Below are 15,709 nucleotides of genomic sequence, written 5' to 3'. Positions count from 1 at the left end.
CCCCGGTCGGGCTACTCGGGCAGCAGGTACCTCGCCGCTTCCCGCACGTGCGCCATGGCGGTGCGGGCGTAGGACGGGGTGGCACCGGCCAGCCCGCACGACGGCGTCAGCGTCACCGCGGCCGCCAGGTCGTCGGCGGGGAAGCCGAGCTCGCGCCACCACGCCCGCACCCGGGACGCCGTCGCCTTCGCCGCCGGCAACGGAGCGTCGGTGCCGGGCACGACGCCGGGCAGCAGGTGGGTGCCGGCCTCGACCGCCGTGCCGACGGCATCGAGGTCCTGCACCAGGCCGAGGTCGAAGGAGAGCCCGGCGGCGCCGGCGGCGCGGAACAGGTCGAGCGGCATGCGCGGCGCGCAGCAGTGCACGACCACCGGGCCCGGCAGCACCCGGATCACGGCCGCGAGCTCGGCCTCGACCACGTCGGCGGCCACGGCGGGCAGCTTGCCGAATCCGCTGGCCGTCGGCAGCCCGCCCTGGAGGACGGCGGGCACCGAGGGCTCGTCCAGCTGCACCACCACCTGCGCGCCGGGCACCCGCGCCCGCACCGCGGCCACGTGCGCGGCGAGCCCCTCCGCGAGCGACTGGCCCAGGTCGCGGCGGGCCCCGGCGTCGACCACGGCGCGGTCGCCCCGCGTGCGCTCGAGCCCGGCGGCCAGCGTCCACGGTCCGGCGGCCTGCACCTTGAACGGCCCGGTCCAGGTCGCGGCGACGTCGTGCAGCGCGTCCAGGTCCCGGGCGAGGAACTCGTCCGCCCGGCGCTGGTCCGCCCCCGGGCGCGCCACCAGCCGCCAGCCGGCCGGGGTGAGGTCGACGGCGAGGTCGACCAGCAGCGCGGCAGACCGGCCGAGCACGTCCGCACCGGCACCGCGGCCGGGCAGCTCGGGCAGGTGGGCGAACTCGGGCAGCTCCCCCGCCACCAGCCGCACCGCCTCGGCCGGGTCGGTGCCGGGCAGCGAGCCGACGCCGGTGGCCGGCCCCCAGGGCACCGGTCCCGGTGCCGCGCTCCCGCTCGGTGCGCTCATCCGGTCAGCTCCGTCCGGCCGTCGACGTCGCGTCCTGGATCACGGCCTGGCCGAGGACCCGGTCGCCGCGCTCGGCGTCGGGCTCGTAGAGCACCGCCGACTGGCCGGCGGCGACGCCGCGCTGCTGCTCGCCGAGCTCGATCCGCAGACCGCCTCCGTCGCCGGCGGCAACCTCGCAGGGCACCGGCGTGCCGTGGGCGCGCAGCTGCACCTCGGCGCGGAACGGCAGGGCGGGGGCGGGGCCGGTCCAGGTCGGCGCCGCCGTCCCGACGACGTCGACCCCGGTGAGGTCGGCCGTGCCGATGGTCACGGTGCGGGTGACCGGCTCGATGCCCAGCACGTACCGCGGGCGGGAGTCGCCGGTGCTCACGCCGAGCCCGCGGCGCTGCCCGACCGTGAAGCCGTAGGTGCCGTCGTGCTCGCCGACGGCCAGACCGGTGGCGGCGTCGACCACCGGGCCCGGCCGGCTGCCCAGCCGCCGAGCCAGGAAGCCGCGGGTGTCGCCGTCGGGGATGAAGCAGATGTCGTGGGAGTCGGCCTTGGTGGCGACGGCGAAGCCGCGCTCGGCCGCGATCTCCCGCACCCGCTCCTTGGTCATGCCGCCGAGCGGGAACACCGCCGCGGCCAGCTGCTCGGGGGTGAGCACGCCCAGCACGTAGGACTGGTCCTTGGCGGCGTCCACCGACCGGCGCAGCGCGCCGTCGGCGAGCCGCGCGTGGTGCCCGGTGACCACGGCGTCGAAGCCGAGCGCCTGCGCCCGGTCCAGGACGGCGGAGAACTTGATCTTCTCGTTGCAGCGCAGGCACGGGTTCGGGGTGCGCCCCGCGGCGTACTCGGCCACGAAGTCGTCGACGACGTCCTCGGAGAACCGCTCGGCGAGGTCCCAGACGTAGAACGGGATGCCGAGCTCGTCGGCCACCCGTCGGGCGTCGTGGGAGTCCTCGACGCTGCAGCACCCGCGGGAGCCGCTGCGCAGCGCTTGGCGCTCCTGGGACAGCGCCAGGTGCACGCCGGTCACGTCGTGCCCGGCGTCGACGGCCAGCGCGGCGGCGACGGCGGAGTCCACTCCCCCGCTCATGGCGGCGAGCACCCTCATGCGGAGCTCCTCATCGCCGGCCCATCCCGGCGCGGCGGGCGCGCTCCACCACCGGGGCGATCACCTCGAGCAGGGCGTCGACGTCGGCGTCGGTGCTGGTGTGGCCGAGGCTGAACCGCAGCGAGCTGCGGGCCCGGTCGGGGTCGGCGCCGACCGCCAGCAGCACGTGGCTGGGCCGGGCCACCCCAGCGCTGCACGCCGAACCGGTCGAGCACTCGATGCCGCGGGCGTCGAGCAGCATGAGCAGCGCGTCGCCCTCCGCGCCGGGGAAGGACAGGTGCGCGTTGCCGGGCAGCCGGCCCGGGCCCGAGCGCACCACGTCGTCCAGCGGCGCGCCGTTGAGCTGCGCGTCGGGTACCTGGCCGACGACGCCGGCGACGAGCCGGTCGCGCAGCCGGGCGAGCTCGGCGGCCCGCTCGACCCGGCCGTCGACCGCGGTCGTCGCCGCCACCGCCAGCCCGACGATCGCGGCGACGTCGAGGGTGCCGGAGCGGACGTCGCGCTCCTGGCCGCCGCCGTGCAGCAACGGGGTGCACTCGGCGTCGCGGCGCAGCAGCAGCACCCCGGCGCCCATCGGCCCGCCCAGCTTGTGCCCGGTCATGGTCAGCGCGTCGGCGCCGCTGGCGCCGAAGTCGACGAGCACGTGACCCACCGCCTGCACGGCGTCGGTGTGCAGCGGCACCCCCACGTCGTGGGCGGTGGCGGCGAGGGCCGCGATGTCGCTGACCGTGCCGATCTCGTTGTTGGCCCACATCACGCTCGCGACGGCGACGTCGGTGCCGTCGCCGAGCGCCTCGGCCAACGCCTCGGGCGTCACCCGGCCGGAGGGCGTGACGGGCAGCCAGGTGACCTCGGCGCCCTCGTGCTTGGCCAGCCACTCCACGCTGTCGAGGACGGCGTGGTGCTCGGCCGGGCTCACCACGATCCGGCGACGACGGGAGTCGGCCGCCCGCCGGGCCCAGAACAGGCCCTTGACGGCGAGGTTGTCGCTCTCGGTCCCGCCGCCGGTGAACAGCACTTCGGACGGCCGGGCGCCCAGCGCCTCGGCCAGCCGCTCGCGGGCCTGCTCGGCGGCGCGGCGGGCCGCCCGGCCGCTGGCGTGCAGCGACGAGGCGTTGCCGACCCGGCCGAGCTGCCCGGTCATCGCGACGAGCACCTCGGGCAGCATCGGCGTGGTCGCCGCGTGATCGAGGTAGACCGGGTGCGAGTAGGTCATGACGCGCTCAATGTAGTCGCGCGGGCGGCGGGGTCCGCCGTCCCCGGCACAGCGGCACCCGCCCGGGGCGCGGCCACGGCCCCGGCCAGCGCCACGGCCGTGAGCACGGCCACGCCGGCCAGCACCGCGCCCGAGAGCGGGAGGGCGCCGGTCACCGACGTCGCCACCAGCACCCCGACGACGCCGACCAGCAGCGCCGACCCGGTCACGTCGGCGATCTGGAAGGCCGCCGAGTCCGCGCCCCGCCGGTGCTCCGGCGAGGAGTCCAGCAGCAGCACGCTCAGGCTCGGCATCCCGAGCCCCATGCCGAGACCGGCGACGCCCCACGTGAGGTACGCCGGCCAGCCGCCGATCCCGGGGACGGCGATCAGCGCCGTCCCGGCCAGCCCCGCCGCCAGCAGCAGGAAGCCCGCCCGCAGCACCACGACCCGGCTCCAGTCCGGCCGTCGCCCCTGCAGCTGCGAGGCCACCGCCCAGCCCAGCGCCCCGGTGGTGAGCGGCACGCCGGCGGCGGCCGCCGGGTAGCCGTGCAGCTCGGTGAGGGCCAGCGGCAGGAGCACGTCCATGCCGAAGAAGGCCCCGGCCAGCAGACCGCGGGAGGCCACGACCGCCGGCAGCCCGGGCCGCACCAGCGCCGTGCCCGCGGGGAGCAGCGCGCGCAGCGCGGCGACCAGGGCCGCCAGGCCGGCTACGGCCAGGCCCAGCGCGAGCAGGTCCATCCGCTGCCCGGCGTACTGCAGGACCGCGATCCCGGCCCCCGCCAGCAACGCCCACCAGCGGCGCGCGGGAGCCGGCGGTGCGCCGCCCTCCGGCACGGCCAGCGCGCGCACTGCGGGCAGCACCAGCGCCAGCCCCAGCAGGATGAGCGGGAGCAGGCCGAGGAAGACCAGCCGCCACGTCAGGTGGGTGGTCAGCAGGCCGGAGACGACCGGGCCGATCAGCGCCGGCAGCACCCACGCCGCCGCGAACGCGCCGAACAGCCGGGGCCGCAGGGCCGTCGCGTAGGCCTGCCCGGCGACGACGTACAGCGAGACCACGATGACGCCGCCGCCGAGGCCCTGCACCGCGCGCGCCGCGACGAACAGGGCCATCGAGCCCGCCAGCCCGGCGGCCAGCAGTCCGGCGGCGAAGACCCCCACGCCGGTGAGCAGCGCGGCCCGCGGACCCCGCCGGTCGCCGACGTCCCCGCCGAGCACCATCCCGACGACCGAGGCGACCAGGTAGGCGCTGAACGGCCAGGCGTACCAGGCGAGACCGTCGAGCTCGGCGACGGCGGTGGGCATCGCCGTCGCCACGGCCATCGCCTCGAAGGCGACGAACGTGACCAGCATGAGCAGCCCCGCGGTGGTCAGCCGGTGCGCCCGGTCGAACACCGACGCCGGCCTGCCGTCGGTCACGCTGCCGTCCTCACGCCGTCCCCAACCCCGGGCGCCCACCGGTCCTTCCCGGATCCGGACAGCCGTCGAGCGCCGACCCCCGGGGGGATCGGCGCTCGACGGCTGGTGGTGCGGTCGGTGCTACTTGCGCGCGTTGATCTGCTCGGTGGCGGCGGGCACGACCGTGTTCAGGTCGCCGACGACACCGAAGTCGGCCAGCTCGAAGATCGGGGCCTCGGGGTCCTTGTTGATGGCCACGATGGTCTTCGAGGTCTGCATGCCGGCGCGGTGCTGGATGGCACCGGAGATGCCGACGGCGACGTAGAGGTTCGGCGAGACGGTCTTGCCGGTCTGCCCGACCTGGAAGCTGTGCGGGTAGAAGCCGGAGTCGACCGCGGCGCGCGAGGCGCCCACGGCGGCACCGAGCGAGTCGGCCAGGCCCTCGATGACCGAGAAGTTCTCGGCGCTGGCCACGCCGCGGCCACCGGAGACGACGATCGACGCCTCGGTGAGCTCGGGGCGGCTGCTCTTCTGCTCCACGACGCGCTCGACGACCCGGACCTGCTTGGCCTGGTCGCTGACCGACACCGCGACGGCCTCCTCGGCGCCCGCGGCCGGGGCCGGCTCGGCGGTGACCGAGTTGCCCCGCAGCGTGTAGATCGGGGTGCCGACCGTCACCTGCGAGTGCACGATCGTCGCCCCGGCGAACGCCACCTGGGTGGCGGTGCCGTCGGCGGCGATCTCGGTGACGTCGGTCAGGAATCCGCTGCCGGTCTTGATGGCCAGGCGGGCGGCGATCTCCTTGCCCTCCGGGGAGGAGGGGATGACGACGGCGGCGGGCGACTTCTCGCCCACCAGCTGCGCCAGCACCTCGGCCTTGGGGGCCACCAGGTAGGCGTCGACGTCCTCGGACTCGGCGACGTAGACGGTCGCGGCGCCGTACTCCGCGAGGGTGTCCTTGACGCCGGCGGCCGTGCCCGGCGCGCCGAGGACGACGGCCGACGGCTCACCGAGCGCACGCGCCGCGGTCAGGGCTTCCAGGGTGGTCTTGCGGACTCCGCCGCCGGCCGGGTTCAGCTCGGCCAGGACCAGGACCTCTGCCATGGGTATCTCCTCTTCCTTCGATCCGGGCTATGTCTCGGGTGGCCGTCAGACGATCTTCTGGCTGGCGAGGAAGTCGACGAACTTCTGCCCGCCGTCACCCTCGTCGGTCACCTTGACGCCCTCGCCCTTCGGCGGGCGCCCGGCGAAGTCGAGCACCTTGCTGGTGGCGGTGGCCAGACCCACGCTGCCGGCGTCGACGCCGAGGTCGGCCAGGGACTTCGTCTCCACCGGCTTCTTCTTGGCGGCCATGATGCCCTTGAAGGAGGGGTAGCGCGGCTCGTTGATGGTGTCCCAGGTCGAGATGATCGCCGGGAGCGGGGCCTCGAGGGCCCAGAAGCCGCCGTCGGTCTGCCGCTCCACCTTGGCGGTGCCGCCCTCGATGGTCACCTTGCGGGCACCGGACAGCTGCGGGAGGCCGAGGCGCTCGGCGACCAGGGCCGGCATGACGCTCAGCTGCGCGTCGGTGGCCTCCGCGCCGCAGAGGACCAGGTCGTACTCCATCTGACCCAGGGCCGCGGCGATGACCGCCGAGGTCTGCACCGCGCACGAGCCGTGGATGGCGTCGTCGACGACGTGCACGGCCTTGTCGGCACCCATGGACAGCGCCTTGCGGATGGCGTCGGTGGCGGAGTCGGGGCCGACGGTCAGGATGGTGACCTCGCCGCCCTGCGCCTCCTTGATGGTGAGCGCCTCCTCGATGGCGTACTCGTCCATCTCGTTGATGACGTTGTCGGCGGCCGCACGGGCGACGGTGTTGTCGGCCGGGTCCAGCTTGCGCTCGCTACCGGAGTCCGGGACCTGCTTGACAAGAACGACGATGTTCATCGCGCTGAACCTTCCTCAGGACGCGTTCAGGATGCGGGCACGTGGGCCCGCCTGGCTCCGATCATGGAGGTTACTGCGCGGTAACGCCGCTGCGGTACGAGGGGCGGGTGAGGCACATCACGCCGACGCGCCGGACGGCCCGGGCAGCAACCGGCGCAGGACGTCGGCCAGCGTGACGACGCCGAGGACGGCGCCGGCGTCGGTCACCAGCGCCAGGTGGTTCCGGGTCTCCCGCATGGCGGTCAGGGCCGCGTGCACGGTGGTGCCCGCCTCGAGGGTGAAGACGGTGCGGGCGAACTGCCCGGCGGGCGCGTCGTCCGGCGACGCGAGGGTGTCGCGGACGTGCACCACCCCGGCGATGCCCGTCCCGTCGTCGAGCAGGATCCGCAGGTGCCCGCTCCTCCGGGTGGCGTCGCGCACCTCGCCGGCGGTCGCGCCGACGCCCACCGCCACCAGCGGGGCACCGGGGCCGACGAGCTCCCGGACGGTGAGCCGCTCGAGCTCCAGCGCACCGGCGATCTGCGCCGAGAAGCGCGCGTCGAGAGCGCCCACGGTGACCGAGTGCTCCACCAGGTGCCGCAGCGCCGCGGGGCTGTGCCCGGCCGCGACCTCGCTCGCCGGCTCCACGCCGACCCGGCGCACCAGGGCGTTCGCGGTGGCGTCGAGGACCCGCAGCAGCGGCCGGAACACCGCCAGGAACGCCCGCATGGGCAGCGCCAGGAGCGTCGCCGAGCGCTCCGGGTGGGCGATCGCCCAGGACTTCGGCGCCATCTCCCCGACCACCAGGTGCAGGAACGTGACGACGACCAGCGCCAGGACGAAGCCCACGACGTCGGCGGCGACCGGGGGCAGCCCCCACGCCTCGAACACGGGGGTGAGCCAGTGGTGCACGGCGGGCTTGCTGATCGCGCCGAGCGCGAGCGTCGCGGCGGTGATGCCCAGCTGCGACCCGGCGAGCAGCAGCGTCAGCTCCGAGGAGCTGCGCAGCGCGGCGCGGGCGGAGCGGCTGCCGGTCGCCGCGTCCTCCAGGCGGTGCCGCTTGGCCGCCAGGGCGGCGAACTCGACCGCCACGAAGAAGGCGCTGAGCGCGACGATGACCACCGTCGCGGGCAGCACGACCCAGGGGCTGTCGCTCATCGCCCGACGTCCCCGGCCACGGTGGGAGCACCGGCCCGGCCGGGGAGCTCCAGGCGCACCCGGGACGGGACGTGCCGCTCGACCGCCAGCACGTCGATGCGCAGGTGCCTGGCGGCCGGCTCGCCGTCGGCGACCAGCCCGGCGAGGTCCGGCGGCAGCGGCACGGTCAGCCGCGTGCCCGGCTCCGGGAGGGCGCCGTGGAGGACGATCACCAGTCCGGCGATCGTCTCGAAGTCCCCTCGCGGCAGGTCGATGCCCAGCGCGCGCTCGACCTCGTCCACGTGCACGTCGCCGGGCATCTCCCACACGCCGTCGCCCTCGACCGGCTGGTACCCCGGGTGCTCCGGGTCGTGCTCGTCGGTGATCTCGCCGACGAGTTCCTCCGCGAGGTCCTCGACGGTGATCACCCCGGCGAAGCCGCCGTACTCGTCGATGACGCAGGCCAACCGGTCGTCGGTCTCCGCCAACCGGCGCAGGGCGTCCGGGAGCGAGCTGTAGGTGGAGACGGCGAGCGGGGGGCGGGCGATCGCGGCCACGGCCGCGGTGTCGGGCTCCGGGGTGGTCAGCAGGTCGACCAGGTGCACGACACCGACGACGTCGTAGGTGTCCCGGGCGAGCACCGGGTACCGCGAGTGCCCCTCGGCCATGAGCGTGCGCAGGTGGCCGAGGGTGTCGGTGTCGACCACGGTGTCCACCCGCGGGCGCGGGATCATCGCGTGCCCGACGTCCCGGTTCGGGAAGTCGAGGATGCGGTCGAGCACCATCGACAGCTCCGCCGGCAGGTCCCCGCTCTCGCGGGAGTCCTCGACGATGTGCTCGAGGTCGCGCACCGTCGCGGCCTGCTCCACGTCGTGCACCGGCTCGATGCGCAGTGCCCGGAGCAGCAGGTTCGAGGCCGCGTCGAAGACCCGGACCAACCACCCGAACACGGCCAGGTAGACGACGGTGGAGCGGGCGAGCCACCGGGCCACGGGCGCCGGCCGGGCGATGGCGAGGTTCTTCGGGAACAGCTCGCCGAAGAGCATCTGCACCACGGTGGAGAACAGCAGCGCGAGCACCGCACCGACGCCCACGGAGAGCGCGGTGGGGATGCCGGTGCCGCCCAGGATCGTGCCCAGGGAGTCGCCGATCAGCGGCTCGGCGACGTAACCGACGAGCAGACCCGTCACGGTGATGCCCAGCTGGGCGCCCGACAGCATGAAGGAGGTGCGGCGGGTCACGGTCAGCGCCCGCTCGGCGGCGGCGTCGCCGTCCGCCGCCTGGGCCGTGAGCTCGGCCCGGTCGACGGTCATGAAGGCGAACTCCTGGGCCACGAAGTAGCCGGTGACCACCGTGATCCCGAGGACCACGAGGACACCGCTCAGGAGGGTGAGCACTTCGGTCACCGGCCGCGCACCCCGTCATCGGATCGGAGGGACGCGGCCTGGGGATGGTGGTCGGTGCTCATGTCTCTCTTCGCGGGGCGGGCAGGGTCGGGCGGTGCCCGCGCCCGACCCAACGGGCGTCCTGCCGCGACGGTTCCCCCGGCGGTCGCCCGGCCGACCCGCTCCTCAGCGGGTCCGCCACTCCCCCGTCGCGGCGAAGTGCCGGAGCGTCTCGGTGTGGGGGGCGAGGTCCAGGCCCTGCGCCGCCACCCACTCGTCGGAGTAGTAGGTGCGGGCGTAGCGCTCCCCGCCGTCGCAGAGCAGCGTGACCACGCTCCCCCGCCGTCCTGCGGCGACCATCTCGGCGACCAGGCCGAAGGCGCCCCAGAGGTTGGTGCCCGTGGACCCGCCCGCCCGGCGGCCGGTCGCCCGCTCCAGGTGCCGCATCGCGGCCAGGGAGGCGGCGTCGGGCACGCCGATCATCCGGTCGACGATCGTCGGCACGAACGAGGGCTCCACCCGCGGCCGGCCGATGCCCTCGATCCGGGACGGCGTCCCGGTCGTCCAGCCGGGGTCGTCGGCCGCGTACCCGGGCAGGAACGCCGAGTTCTCCGGGTCGACGACGGCGAGCCGCGTGGGGTGCCGGCGGAATCGCAGGTACCGGCCGATGGTCGCGCTGGTGCCGCCCGTCCCGGCGCCGACGACGACCCAGTCCGGCACCGGGTGCCGCTCGGCGGCCAGCTGCTCGAAGATCGACTCGGCGATGTTGTTGTTGCCGCGCCAGTCGGTGGCCCGCTCGGCGTAGGTGAACTGGTCGAGGTAGTGGCCGCCGCACTCGGCGGCCAGCCGGCGGGCCTCCCCGTACATGTCGGGCGCGCGGTCGACGAAGTGGCAGCGGCCCCCGTGGAACTCGATCAGCGCGACCTTCTCCGGGCTGGTCGACCGCGGCATGACCGCGACGAACGGCAGGCCCAGCATCCGCGCGAAGTAGGCCTCGCTCACCGCCGTCGACCCGCTGGAGGACTCCACGACCGTGCTGCCCTCGGTGATCTGCCCCGAGCACAGCCCGTAGAGGAACAGCGACCGGGCCAGCCGGTGCTTGAGGCTGCCGGTCGGGTGGGTCGACTCGTCCTTGAGGTAGAGGTCCACGCCCCACTCCGGGGGCAGCGGGTAGACCAGCAGGTGGGTGTCCGCGCTGCGCCGTGCGTCGGCCTCCACGGCGGCGACCGCGCGGTCCACCCACGCCCGGCTCCCGGGGTCGGAGTGGTCGACGTCCGTGCGGTGACCGGTCACCCCGGCATGATCGCGCACCGGCCGGCCACTCCCGGCCGGCCGGTGCGTGTCACGTCCGGCAGGCGCAGCCCCGCGAGCTGTCGGAGGCCCGGGTCGCCTGGCAGAAGCGCAGCGAGATCCGGTCGTGGTCGGCCAGCGGGTGCGGGCAGGCGGTGCACGAGACGGCCGCGGCGGGCTGCTCGGTCTCGGCCGGGGAGGACAGGGCGGTGGTCATGGCAGAACCTGACTCGGCCGGGGTCGCCGGCGCGCAGCGGGGTGCTCCCGTCCCGGCACCGGCTCGGACGGCCGGTGCGCGACGTGGACGGGACGCCCCCGACGCTACGCCCCGGGGTGCCCCGGCCGCGCCGGGTCAGCGGCCGGTGAAGGTGGCCTTGCCCGGGCCGCTCTCCAGGAACGAGCGCATGCCGGCGTCCTGGTCCTCGGTGTCGAACAGCTCGGCGAACAGCCGGCTCTCCAGGTCCAGCCCCGCGTCGAGGGGCAGGTCGAGCCCCTCGTCGATCGCCCGCTTGGCCGCGGCCAGCGCCAGCGGTGGGCCGGCGGCGAGCTTGCGGGCCATCGCCAGCGCCGTCGCGTACACCTCGGCGTCCGGGACGACGGCGTCGGCCAGGCCCATCTCCAGGGCCTCCTCGGCGGCGACGTGCCGGCCGGTGAAGACCAGGTCCTTCGCCTTCGCCGGGCCGACCAGGCGGGCCAGCCGCTGGGTGCCGCCGGCGCCGGGGATCACGCCCAGCAGGATCTCCGGCTGGCCGATCTTCGCGCCGGCGCCGAGCACGCGGAAGTCGGCGCACAGCGCCAGCTCGTAGCCGCCGCCGAGGGCGTAGCCGGTGACGGCGGCGATGACCGGCTTCGGGATGCCGGCGACGGCCCGGAACGAGTCCTGCAGCTCCTTGCCCCAGGCGGTCATGCCGGCGGCGTCGAGCTGCGACATCGCCTTGATGTCGGCGCCGGCGGCGAACACCCGCTCGCCGCCGTAGACGACCACGGCGCGCACGTCGTCGCGGCTGCCGGCCTCCGTCGCCGCGGCGCGCACCTCCAGGTGCAGCTGCTCGTCGATCGCGTTCATCTTCGGCCGGTCGAGCCGGATCGTGCCGACTCCGTCCTCCACCTGCAGGGTCACGAACTCGGGGGTCTGCGCCATGGTGGGCACCCTAGCGAGCGCGGCGAGCGGTGAACCGGCCGTCGGTGCGGGAGAGCTCGAGCGCGAGCCCGAAGGTGTCGGACAGGTGCGCGGCGGTCAGCACGTCGTCGGCGGCCCCGGCGGCCACCACCTCGCCGTCGCGCAGCAGCAGCGCGTGGGTGTAGCCGGGCGGGATCTCCTCGACGTGGTGGGTGACGAGCACCTGGGCCGGCGCGTAGTGGTACCTCGCCAGGTCCGACAGCCGGGCGACGAGGTCCTCCCGGCCGCCCAGGTCCAGGCCCGCGCCGGGCTCGTCGAGCAGCAGCAGCTCCGGGTCGGGCATCAGGGCGCGCGCGATCTGGGTCCGCTTGCGCTCGCCCTCGCTGAGGGTGCCGAACGGCCGGTGCGCGAACTGGGCGACGCCCCACTGCTCCATGAGCATCCCGGCCCGGGTGAGGTCGTGGACGTCGTAGCGCTCCCGCCAGCGGCCCACGACCGCGTAGCCCGCGGAGATCACGATGTCCCCGGTGCGCTCGGTCGGGGTGATCCGCTGGGCGAGCGAGGCGCTGGTCAGGCCGATCCGGGGCCGCAGCTCGAAGACGTCGACCGCACCGAGGGTCTCCCCCAGCAGCCGCACCTCCCCGCGGGTGGGGTGCATCTGGGCGGCGGCCAGCTGCATCAGCGTGGTCTTCCCCGCCCCGTTCGGCCCGAGCACGACCCACCGGTGGTCGGGCTCGACCGCCCAGTCGACGCCGCGGAGCAGGTCGTTCTGCCCCCGGACGACGTCGACGCCGGTCATGCGGACGACCGCCCCGTCGGGGGCGCCAGGGTTCGACACGTCCCCCATCCAACCTCGATCGCGGTCGGTGCGCCCGATCCGGCCCCGGAGACGGCACGATCAGCCGGTGACCGACTCCCCCGCCGCCGGTTCCCTGGTCCCGGGCGTGCTCCCCGGCACGCCCGCCCCGCTCGGCGCCACCTGGGACGGCCGCGGCACGAACTTCGCCCTCTGGTCGGCCGGGGCCTCCGCCGTCGACCTGTGCCTGTTCGACGCCGACGGCGCCGAGCACCGGTACCGGCTGGAGGAGACCACCCACCAGGTGTGGCACGGCCGGCTGCCCGCGGTCGGGCCCGGGCAGCGCTACGGCTACCGGGTGCACGGCGGCTACGACCCGTTCTCCGGGCACCGCTGCAACCCCGCGAAGCTGCTGCTGGACCCCTACGCGCGGGCCGTCGACGGCGAGCTGCGGTTGGACGGCGCGCTGTTCGGCCACCCGGTCGACGCGCCGGACTCCGCCGTCCCGGACGCGCGGGACTCCGCGCCGTTCGTGCCGCGCGGCGTCGTCGTCCACGACCCGTTCCCCTGGGACGGCGACCGGCCGCTGCGGCGCTCGTGGTCGGACACCGTCGTCTACGAGGTGCACGTCAAGGGCGCCACCGCCCGGCACCCCGGCGTCCCGGCGCACCTGCGCGGCACCTACGCCGGCCTGGCGCACCCGGCCTTCGTCGAGCACCTGCTCGCCCTCGGGGTCACCGCGGTCGAGCTGATGCCCGTGCACCACTTCGTCAGCGAGCCGCACCTGCTGCGCCGCGGGCTGACCAACTACTGGGGCTACAACACCCTCGGCTACTTCGCCCCGCACGCCGGCTACAGCGCCTCCGGCAGCAGCGGCGGCCAGGTCACCGAGTTCAAGACCATGGTCCGGGAGCTGCACGCCGCGGGCATCGAGGTGATCCTCGACGTCGTCTACAACCACACCGCCGAGGGCGACCACACCGGGCCGACGCTGTCGTTCAAAGGCATCGACAACCCCGGCTACTACCGCCTCGACGGGGAGAGCCCCGGCCGCTACACCGACTACACCGGCTGCGGGAACACCCTGGACGTGCGCCGGCCGGCGGTCCTGGGGCTGGTCATGGACTCGCTGCGCTACTGGGTCACCGAGATGCACGTCGACGGGTTCCGGTTCGACCTCGCCTCGGCCCTGGCCCGCTCGATGCACGACGTCGACCGGCTGTCGGCGTTCTTCGACGTCGTGCACCAGGACCCGGTGGTCAGCCAGGTGAAGCTGATCGCCGAGCCCTGGGACATCGGGCCGGGCGGCTACCAGGTGGGCAACTTCCCGCCGCCGTGGACGGAGTGGAACGGCAAGTACCGCGACACCGTCCGGGAGGTGTGGTCCGGCGCGCACGTCGGGGTCCGGGACCTCGCCTACCGGTTGACCGGCTCCTCGGACCTGTACCGCTCCGACGGCCGGCGGCCGTTCGCCAGCGTCAACTTCGTCACCGCCCACGACGGGTTCCCCCTCGCCGACCTGGTCAGCTACGAGCACAAGCGCAACGAGGCCAACGGCGAGGACAACCGGGACGGCGAGAGCCACAACCGGAACTGGAACTGCGGCGTCGAGGGCCCCACCGACGACCCCGGCGTCCTGGACCTGCGCGCCCGCCAGGCGCGCAACCTGCTGATGACGCTGCTGCTGTCCACCGGGGTGCCGATGCTCACCGCCGGCGACGAGCTGGGCCGGACCCAGCAGGGCAACAACAACGCCTACTGCCAGGACAACGAGCTCTCCTGGCTGGACTGGAGCGCGGTCGACGAGGACCTGCTGGCGTTCGTCACCCGGCTGGTGCGGCTGCGGCGCGGCGCCCCCGTGCTCCGCCAGGAGGCGTTCTTCGAGGGCCACGAGCTGCCCGGCACCGGCGGCACCCGGGACCTCGCCTGGTTCGCCCCCGCCGGCGGGCAGCTGACCACCGCCGACTGGTTCGACACGGGGCTGCAGACGGTCGGCATGTACCTCGACGGCCGGGGCATCCGGCACCGCGACGAGCACGGCCACCCGGTGGTCGACGACTCCTACCTGGTGCAGCTGCACGCCGGCCCGGACCCGGTGACCGTCACGCTGCCCGGCCCGCCGTGGGCAGACGGCTACGAGCTGGTGCTCTCGACCGAGTACCGCCGGGGCACCCCACCGGAGCCGACGTTCGTGGCACCCGGCCCGCTCGAGGTCCCCGGCCGCTGCGTCTGGCTGCTGCGGGTCGAGCGCCGGCCCTGAGACGCCGGGAGCCCCGGTCCTCGTCGGACCGGGGCTCCCGGGGATCGCTGCGGGGGGTCAGTCCTGCGGCTGCTCGAAGGTGATGACGGTCCAGCCGAGCAGCAGCCGGTCGCCGTCGGAGAGCGGGTGGGCGACGCCGGGCTCGAGCTGGGTCCACTCGGTGGCCTCGGGCCCGGCGACGTGGGTGCCGTTGAGCGAGCCCAGGTCGACCAGGGAGACCTCGCGGCCGGAGCGGGTCAGCGCGGCGTGCGCCGAGGACAGCACGTTCTGGGTGTCGGCGATCGGCACCGCCCGCGCCGAGCCGCTGGCCACCATCTCGTGGTTGTCGGGACGCCGGCCGAGCACCAGGTCCTCGTCGATGGTGACGACCATGCCGTCGTCGAACCGCAGGATCGGCGCGGCGTCGGACGGGTCGGGCCGCCAGAAGGCGGTCTGCTCGCCGGAGTCCGGGCGCGCGACGGAGGCGGCGGAGGACCCGCGGCTGGCGCCGAACCCGCCGGAGTCGGGCCCCGGCGAGAAGGACGACGCCGGCGCGGCGGCGGTCTCCGGCGCGGCCGCGGCGGCCGGCGCGGAGCCGGCCAGCTGCAGCGTCACGCCGCCGCCGGGCACGGTGCCCTCGACGAGGTCGAAGCTCACGCCCGGCGGGGTGCGGGGGGCGGACTGCCCCGGACCCACGTACAGCGACTGGCCCAGCGCGAAGCCGGAGGCGAGCGTGCCGCCCTCGACCGACGAACCGGAGACGGGGACGCCGTCGACGGCCGGCTGGCCCTTGCCCGCCCACAGCCCGACGCCGGTGCCGGCGTCGGTGGTGAGGACGAGCGCGAACGAGGCGCTCCCGGAGGCGAGCGAGCTCACCTGACCGGCGACGGCGGCCAGGACGCGGTCGGCGCCGGGACCCGACACGCCCAGGCAGGCGTGCAGGGCCGAGACCAGGGCGGGCGAGCCGGGAGCGTCGACCCACAGCAGGCCGCCGCCGCGGCGGGCGACGACGGCATCTCCGGGGAGGACTTCACAGCGGTCGGGCATAGCGTCCAGCCTAGTGATGCACAGCCGGTCTGGCTGGGCGCGGGTTCCCGCCACGCCGGGGTGTCACGAGGTCACAG

At 75.2% G+C, this 15,709-nt stretch carries 14 protein-coding genes; 1 reads left to right on the top strand and 13 read right to left on the bottom strand.

Annotated elements, in window-relative coordinates:
* Nucleotides 1-11 precede the first annotated feature (11 nt).
* The 12 genes from O2W17_RS14645 to O2W17_RS14590 all read right to left on the bottom strand — a co-directional run bounded on the left by O2W17_RS14645 (nucleotide 12) and on the right by O2W17_RS14590 (nucleotide 12,397).
* Nucleotides 12-1,022, bottom strand: a complete 1,011-nt coding sequence (locus tag O2W17_RS14645; protein ID WP_269193153.1) for a methionine synthase — start codon at nucleotides 1,020-1,022, stop codon at nucleotides 12-14.
* A gap of 4 nt (nucleotides 1,023-1,026) precedes the next feature.
* A complete protein-coding gene (mnmA, locus tag O2W17_RS14640; RefSeq protein ID WP_269193152.1) occupies nucleotides 1,027-2,118 on the bottom strand; it encodes a tRNA 2-thiouridine(34) synthase MnmA in 1,092 nt (363 codons plus the stop codon).
* Nucleotides 2,119-2,128: 10 nt separating this feature from the next.
* Nucleotides 2,129-3,334, bottom strand: a complete 1,206-nt coding sequence (locus O2W17_RS14635) for a cysteine desulfurase family protein (RefSeq protein WP_269193151.1) — start codon at nucleotides 3,332-3,334, stop codon at nucleotides 2,129-2,131.
* Nucleotides 3,331-4,731, bottom strand: coding sequence for an MFS transporter (locus O2W17_RS14630; RefSeq protein WP_269193150.1), 1,401 nt, complete (start codon nucleotides 4,729-4,731; stop codon nucleotides 3,331-3,333). Before O2W17_RS14630 ends, O2W17_RS14635 begins: the two co-directional genes overlap by 4 nt.
* Nucleotides 4,732-4,851: 120 nt before the next feature.
* Nucleotides 4,852-5,814, bottom strand: coding sequence for an electron transfer flavoprotein subunit alpha/FixB family protein (locus O2W17_RS14625; protein ID WP_269193149.1), 963 nt, complete (start codon nucleotides 5,812-5,814; stop codon nucleotides 4,852-4,854).
* A 45-nt stretch (nucleotides 5,815-5,859) separates the two neighbouring features.
* On the bottom strand, nucleotides 5,860-6,639 hold the full coding sequence (locus O2W17_RS14620) for an electron transfer flavoprotein subunit beta/FixA family protein (protein ID WP_269193148.1): 780 nt from the start codon (nucleotides 6,637-6,639) through the stop codon (nucleotides 5,860-5,862).
* 117 nt (nucleotides 6,640-6,756) lie between these two features.
* Nucleotides 6,757-7,776, bottom strand: coding sequence for a hemolysin family protein (locus O2W17_RS14615; protein WP_269193147.1), 1,020 nt, complete (start codon nucleotides 7,774-7,776; stop codon nucleotides 6,757-6,759).
* Nucleotides 7,773-9,161, bottom strand: a complete 1,389-nt coding sequence (locus tag O2W17_RS14610; RefSeq protein WP_269193146.1) for a hemolysin family protein — start codon at nucleotides 9,159-9,161, stop codon at nucleotides 7,773-7,775. The genes O2W17_RS14615 and O2W17_RS14610 overlap by 4 nt, the downstream gene beginning before the upstream one ends.
* A 165-nt stretch (nucleotides 9,162-9,326) precedes the next feature.
* Nucleotides 9,327-10,433 carry a PLP-dependent cysteine synthase family protein gene (locus tag O2W17_RS14605; protein WP_269193145.1) on the bottom strand — a complete coding sequence of 369 codons (1,107 nt, stop codon included), beginning with the start codon at nucleotides 10,431-10,433 and terminating at the stop codon, nucleotides 9,327-9,329.
* Between the two features lie 49 nt (nucleotides 10,434-10,482).
* A complete protein-coding gene (locus O2W17_RS14600) occupies nucleotides 10,483-10,647 on the bottom strand; it encodes an RGCVC family protein (RefSeq protein WP_269193144.1) in 165 nt (54 codons plus the stop codon).
* A 135-nt stretch (nucleotides 10,648-10,782) separates the two neighbouring features.
* Nucleotides 10,783-11,571 (bottom strand): enoyl-CoA hydratase/isomerase family protein, encoded by a 789-nt coding sequence (locus O2W17_RS14595; protein WP_269193143.1) that lies wholly within the window; start codon nucleotides 11,569-11,571, stop codon nucleotides 10,783-10,785.
* A gap of 10 nt (nucleotides 11,572-11,581) precedes the next feature.
* Entirely contained in the window at nucleotides 11,582-12,397 is an 816-nt protein-coding gene (locus tag O2W17_RS14590; RefSeq protein WP_269193142.1) for an ABC transporter ATP-binding protein, read from the bottom strand.
* A 58-nt stretch (nucleotides 12,398-12,455) separates the two neighbouring features.
* Between O2W17_RS14590 and glgX the strand changes: the two genes are divergently transcribed.
* Complete coding sequence (gene glgX, locus O2W17_RS14585) at nucleotides 12,456-14,606, top strand: glycogen debranching protein GlgX (RefSeq protein ID WP_269193141.1); 2,151 nt, start codon at nucleotides 12,456-12,458, stop codon at nucleotides 14,604-14,606.
* 57 nt (nucleotides 14,607-14,663) lie between these two features.
* On the opposite strand, the gene O2W17_RS14580 is transcribed toward glgX, so the two are convergent.
* Entirely contained in the window at nucleotides 14,664-15,632 is a 969-nt protein-coding gene (locus tag O2W17_RS14580) for an FHA domain-containing protein (RefSeq protein WP_269193140.1), read from the bottom strand.
* Nucleotides 15,633-15,709 lie beyond the last annotated feature (77 nt).

This window comes from Blastococcus sp. VKM Ac-2987, from assembly GCF_026967805.1.
Taxonomy (GTDB): Bacteria; Actinomycetota; Actinomycetes; order Mycobacteriales; family Geodermatophilaceae; genus Blastococcus.
This window is presented reverse-complemented; position numbering and strand designations above follow the sequence as displayed.